The organism is uncultured Mailhella sp. (assembly GCF_944324575.1).
Classification (GTDB): domain Bacteria; phylum Desulfobacterota; class Desulfovibrionia; order Desulfovibrionales; family Desulfovibrionaceae; genus Mailhella.
The window spans coordinates 1-5,569 of record NZ_CALUWV010000126.1; the positions used below are offsets into that span (position 1 = coordinate 1).

At 55.0% G+C, this 5,569-nt stretch carries 6 protein-coding genes and 1 riboswitch; of the genes, 5 read left to right on the plus strand and 1 reads right to left on the minus strand.

What is annotated here, in order from left to right; all coding sequences use genetic code 11:
- Positions 1-142: 142 nt before the first annotated feature.
- Together modB and Q0J81_RS10325 are read left to right on the plus strand one after the other, a co-directional pair.
- A complete protein-coding gene (gene modB / locus Q0J81_RS10320) occupies positions 143-823 on the plus strand; it encodes a molybdate ABC transporter permease subunit (protein ID WP_294447665.1) in 681 nt (226 codons plus the stop codon).
- Entirely contained in the window at positions 820-1,638 is an 819-nt protein-coding gene (locus Q0J81_RS10325) for an ATP-binding cassette domain-containing protein (protein WP_294447666.1), read from the plus strand. The genes modB and Q0J81_RS10325 overlap by 4 nt, the downstream gene beginning before the upstream one ends.
- Before the next feature lie 109 nt (positions 1,639-1,747).
- Here Q0J81_RS10325 and modA read toward each other — a convergent pair whose 3' ends face one another.
- Positions 1,748-2,494: a molybdate ABC transporter substrate-binding protein gene (gene modA / locus Q0J81_RS10330; RefSeq protein ID WP_294447668.1), complete on the minus strand. Its 747-nt coding sequence runs from the start codon at positions 2,492-2,494 to the stop codon at positions 1,748-1,750.
- A gap of 422 nt (positions 2,495-2,916) precedes the next feature.
- On the opposite strand from modA, the gene Q0J81_RS10335 reads away from it, so the two are divergent.
- The 3 genes from Q0J81_RS10335 to Q0J81_RS10345 form a co-directional block, all read left to right on the plus strand.
- Entirely contained in the window at positions 2,917-3,510 is a 594-nt protein-coding gene (locus Q0J81_RS10335) for a histidine phosphatase family protein (RefSeq protein WP_294447669.1), read from the plus strand.
- A gap of 399 nt (positions 3,511-3,909) precedes the next feature.
- Positions 3,910-4,054: riboswitch (molybdenum cofactor riboswitch) on the plus strand.
- 92 nt (positions 4,055-4,146) lie between these two features.
- Entirely contained in the window at positions 4,147-5,163 is a 1,017-nt protein-coding gene (locus Q0J81_RS10340) for a molybdopterin-binding protein (RefSeq protein WP_366937526.1), read from the plus strand.
- A 79-nt stretch (positions 5,164-5,242) separates the two neighbouring features.
- The coding region (locus Q0J81_RS10345; protein WP_294447672.1) for a 2Fe-2S iron-sulfur cluster-binding protein at positions 5,243-5,569 on the plus strand (327 nt) is incomplete at its 3' end.

The following is a 5,569-nucleotide window of genomic DNA, read 5'->3' on the forward strand; positions in this document are numbered from 1 at the left end:
CCGCCAAAGCTGCCCCAGCCTCTGAGCCGCTCCCTTTCCCTTCCTACCATGGAAAATCTGCCGAAAATTTCATGGAATTAAAGAGTTGCGTCTTGCTCCGTTCACTTATTCCTGCTATTTTGAAATGGAAAGGAGCGCACCCATGGAATTTTCCCTGTTCGGGCAGCAGTTTTCCCTGTTTCCCATCTATCTTTCGTTGAAAGTCGCCGGACTCTCCACGCTGGCCTCCCTGATTCTCGGTACCCTTACGGCACGTCTTCTGGCCAGACGCCGCTCCGTATGTGCCGCCGTCATCGACTCCCTGTGCACGCTCCCCATGGTGCTTCCGCCCACTGTTCTCGGCTACTATCTCATTCTTCTGCTCGGCCGCAACGGGGCCTTCGGCCCTGTTCTGAAGGAACTCGGCTTGCAGTTCATGTTTTCCTGGCAGGGAGCGGTAGTGGCCGCCACTGTGGTGGTGTTTCCTCTCATCTACAAGTCGGCAAAAACAGCGCTCGAACAGGTTGACGCCAATGTGGAAAAGGCCGCGCGAACGCTCGGGGCCTCGGAAATTTCCGTTTTCTTCTCCATCAGTCTCCCCCTCGCCGCGCGGGGCATTCTGTCCGGCTCCATGCTGGCCTTTGCCAGAGGCATGGGAGAATTCGGCGCCACGCTCATGCTTGCAGGCAACATTCCGGGCAAAACGCAGACGCTCGCTCTCGCCATATATGACGCCTTTCAATCCGGCAACGACGCCCTTGCCGCCTGTCTCGTGATTCTCACTTCAGGAATATGCGCCGTCATTCTCATAACCGCCGACTACCTGCTGGGAGGCTCCCGGTGATCGACCTGTCCGTTCAAACGACTCTCAAGGGAAAACAAGGCTCCTTCTCTCTCGACATCAGTCTGAAAAGTTCCGCATCCCGCCTTGTCCTGTTCGGCCCGTCGGGCTCCGGAAAAACGCTGACGCTGCAGATGCTGGCCGGTCTCGTCCATCCGAAGAAAGGGCACATCATCATGGATGACACCGTGTTTTTCGATTCCTCCAAAGGCATCAATCTCCCCGCCAGAAGCCGGCGCATAGGCTACGTCTTCCAGGACTATGCGCTTTTTCCGCACATGACGGTCCGGCAGAATCTCGCCTTTGCCCTGCGCCAGAAAGAAAAACATTTTCCCGTGTTCGGCAGCGCCTTCCGAGCCGTGTTTCCGTCCAGGCTCAACGACGAACAGCGCGAATCCATTGAGCTCATCCTTGATCTTCTCGAGATCACGCATCTTGCCGACCGACGCCCATCACAAATTTCAGGCGGTCAGAAACAGCGCGTGGCGCTGGCCCGGGCCCTGCTCATCTCTCCCCGACTTTTGCTTCTCGACGAGCCCTTCGCCGCCCTCGACCCGCTTCTGCGTCTTCGCATGCGCAAGGAAATCGACCGTATCCTTCAAAACTGCGGCGTCCCTCTCGTCATGATCACCCACGACCCCGAAGACGTGGATGCCTTTGCCGACGATCTTGCCGTCTACGCCAACGGACGCATTCTTGCCATGGAACACGATTTTCACCGCCGTTCCCTCTTCTCTCAGGACTCGCTCTCCTACCTGTCCGACATTCTCGGCAAAGGCGGACAGGCCGACAGACCTTTCGGCTTCGACGATGTGTAGCTGTGCCGCTCACCTCTGATCGACATCTTGCTCCGCCTCCCCCACCGGACACAAAAAAGACCGCCCCGCACATGGGCAGGGCGGCCCGACAACAAGACCTTCAGTGTTTTTACTTCACCGGGCTGAAACCGTAGCGGGCAAGAATCTCAAGACCGCGGGGCGAAAGCACGAAATCCGTAAACTTCTGCGCCATGTCCTTCTGCGCAGAATCCTTCGTCACGGCTATGGGATAACACACGGGCTTGTGCCCCGTCATGGCGGTCACGATGCGCACGTCCTTTCCACCGGCAAGCGCGTCGGTACGGTACACGAAACCGGCATCGGCCTCGCCGCGCTGAATATAGCTCAGCACCTGACGAACGTTGTTGCCGAACACAAACTTGTTCTGCAACTTGTCCCATGTCCCGGCAGAAGTAAGCGCCTCGCGGGCATATCGCCCGGCAGGCACGCTTTCCGGCGTGCCTATGGCAACATGCTTCACGTCAGCGCCAAGCAACGCATCGGGGCCGGCAAGCGTGCCGGAAGCTGGGGTGATGAGGACAAGATCGTTGAGCGCAAAATCTCTGCGCGTGGCAGGATCGACAAGTCCCTTCTGCTCTGCCGAATCCATGGTCTCCTGATCTGCGGAGGCAAAAACATCCACCGGAGCCCCCTGTTCCATCTGACGAAGCAGATTGTTGGAAGAGGCAAAGTTCAGGTTGACCTTCACCCCAGTGTCTTTCGTGAATTCCTGAGAGATCTGCGTGAAAGATTCCGAGAGGCTGGCGGCGGCGGAAACCGTAAGTTCGGCGGCCATGGAGGCCGAGGCAACCAGACCGAGAGCAAGCGCAAGGGCGACGGCGGCAAGTTTTTTCATGAGATCCTCCTCATTTCAATATTTTTTCTACAACATACAGAATTCTTTAATTTTTTCAACAGGTTTTGCAAAATTTTTTTTGAAATAAAAACACCTGCAATATCAGTATGTTATTTTCTATTTTCTCGTATTCTTTCGTTGAACTTTCATTTAAAAACAATAATTTTTCCTTTCTTCAGTCATGTATCTGACCTCATGTCGACGATTTCTTTCCATACGTTCATGCAACTTTTCCTCTTTTTTTTTCGTAAAATCGGAGTTCATAAAAAAGATGCGGAAACATGGTTCCTTTTTCTTGTCAGGTGAGCATATTTTTTCTTCCATTTTTTCGAGTTTTATAGGATGAAAAAGACATCTTTTAGTCCTCTTTTTTCTTTTTTCGAGACAATGCGCCCCAGCGACGTCACAGCCGGAGAACAGTCATGCCCACACTTCATCTGCTTCGTCACGGAACCCTTCTTCCCAACCCTGAACGCCGTTTCGTCGGCCAGCGCAACATTCCTCTTTCCGAAGAAGGACGCCGGCAGGCCCGCTTCCGCCGTCAGGAGCTTTTCCCCGTTCCCCTTCAGGAAGTCTGGATGTCGGATCTTGTCCGATGCCGGGAAATGACGGCCATCATCATGGAGGGACGAGACGTTCCTGTTCACGCCGACGCCGCCTTCCGTGAAATTCATCTGGGAACCTGGGAGGGACTGACCCGGATGGAAGTGGAAGAACGCTTTCCCGGCGCCGTTGCGGCACGGGGACAGGACTTCTGGAACTATGCGCCGGAAGGCGGAGAATCCTTTGTCATGCTCGCCCGTCGTGTGCTTCCCGCCCTTCATGCACGCCTGAGCGCTCTGCCGGACGACGCTCATGCCATGCTCGTGGCGCACGCCGGCGTAAACCGCATGATTCTCATGCAATACATGGCGCTCGGCATGCAGGATTTCTTTTCCATTCCTCAGCCGTACGCCGCACACACCGCCCTTGTCTACGATATCGAGGCTCTTGCCCGGCTTGCGGAAACAGCCTGACGGAAGCCCGGGGACATGACTACAACACCCTCCCCGCAGCCGTCCTTCTCTCTGTTTCATATCTCTGCATCCCGATTTCCCGCACGCAGAGAGAAAAAAACTGTCCCTTCCGAGAGCAAAGGGAAAACAATCCCGGACAGGGAGAAGGACATTTCAAAACAAATTTGGCATCCATCTGCATAAACTCATGTTCATCACTCTTCAGACAAAGCACTTTTACAATAAAAAAGAACTTTCAAAGTATATTTTTCATTACAAAAACAAAATATATTCTTATTTTAATTCAGATATGAAATAAAACTATATTGTGATTTAAGTTTCAATCTATTTTTACGCATCTAAAAAAAGTATCATTAATTTTCCTTGAATATCTTGACGAAAAAAAGCTATTTCAATATCGTTAAATAAAGTTTTCGAGTCTGCCTCTGCTAAAGCATTTGCCATGCAGACAGACCTGAGTCCTTAAGACCCACAGGGTAAGGCGGGAAACGGCCTTGCCTCCATTAAATGCTTCGGCATGGAAAGAAAACATGAAAAAGGCAGTTTTCTGCCCGGTCACGGCTTCCTCTCTCCGAACGAAGCCGTGCTTCCCGGCATTTCTTTCTATAGACGAGCATTGTTATGTCCAGAATTTCCATGACCACCATCCCCGTCACCCAGGCCGTGGGTACGGTTCTCTGTCACGACATCACCCGCATTGAGCCCGGCGTTCAGAAGGGGCCCGTGTTCCGCAAGGGGCACATCGTGCGCGAAGAGGACATTCCCGTTCTTCTCAGTGTCGGCAAGGAAAATCTCTATGTGTACGCGCCCGCTCCCGGAGAGGTGCACGAAAACGACGCCGCCACCCGCATAGGCAACGCCGTGGCGGGACAAAACATCGTTTTTTCCGACATCAAGGAAGGCCGCATCAATTTTCTTGCCGCCGAGCACGGACTTCTTCGCGTGGACGTCCCCGCCCTTGCAAAGGTGAACGCCTTCCCGGAAATCGTGCTCGCCACGCTGCACACCATGCAGGAAGTGAAGAAGGGGCAGGCCGTGGGCGGCACGCGCATCATTCCTCTGCTCATCGAAGAAGAAAAGATCGCCGCGCTCGAGCAGGCTGTCACCGCCCCCGTGATTGAAGTTCTCCCCTTCCGCTCTTTCCGTGTGGGCATGGTCACCACGGGCAACGAGGTCTATTCCGGGCGCATCAAGGACGCCTTCGGCCCCGTGCTCAGACAGAAATTTGAAAGCCTCGGAAGCTCCATCCTCGGACAGAGCTTTTCCGACGACTCCATCGAAATGACGGTGCAGGGCATCCGCGACTTCATTGAGAAGGGCGCGGACATGGTAGTGTGCACGGGCGGCATGTCCGTGGACCCCGACGACCGTACTCCCGCCGCCATCCGCGCCGCAGGAGGACGCGTAGTCACCTACGGAGCTCCTACCTTTCCGGGAGCCATGTTCCTGCTGGCCTATATCGACAATATTCCGGTACTGGGACTGCCGGGCTGCGTGATGTACCACAGAGCGAGCATCTTCGACCTTGTGGTTCCGCGCCTTCTGGCCGGCGTTCCCGTGACCCGGGAAGACATTGTGGCCCTCGGCCACGGAGGCTACTGCGCAGGCTGCGGCGACTGCCGCTATCCGAACTGCGCCTTCGGCAAAAACTAGTCTTCCCGAATCGGCCCGTATTCGGGCGTTCCGCTCTGCGGCCGCCCCTCCTCAGGATTCCTCTTACAAGGAGCTGCCCATGTTCATCAAATCCCTTCTTGTCAACGGCGTACGTCGTCAGGTGCTTGTCAATGCGGAAGATTCGCTTGCCAACGTCCTGCGCGACCAGCTGCAGCTCACCAGCGTAAAGCTGGGCTGCGAAAAGGGTCACTGCGGCGCCTGCAGTGTCATTCTCAACGGCAAGCTCACGCGTACCTGCGTGCTGAAGATGAAGCGCGTGCCCGATGATGCCACCATCATCACGCTGGAAGGCATCGGAACGCCCGACCATCTGCATCCGCTTCAGGAAGCATGGATTTTCCATGGCGCAGCCCAGTGCGGCTTCTGCACGCCCGGCTTCATCGTG

Bases quoted from the DNA above. Each gene is read 5' to 3' on its own strand.
- Q0J81_RS10340 (WP_366937526.1), top strand. From the start codon at position 4,147: ATGACCACCATCCCCGTCACCCAGGCCGTGGGTACGGTTCTCTGTCAC.
- Q0J81_RS10335 (WP_294447669.1), top strand. From the start codon at position 2,917: ATGCCCACACTTCATCTGCTTCGTCACGGAACCCTTCTTCCCAACCCT.
- modB (WP_294447665.1), top strand. From the start codon at position 143: ATGGAATTTTCCCTGTTCGGGCAGCAGTTTTCCCTGTTTCCCATCTAT.
- modA (WP_294447668.1), bottom strand. From the start codon at position 2,494: ATGAAAAAACTTGCCGCCGTCGCCCTTGCGCTTGCTCTCGGTCTGGTT.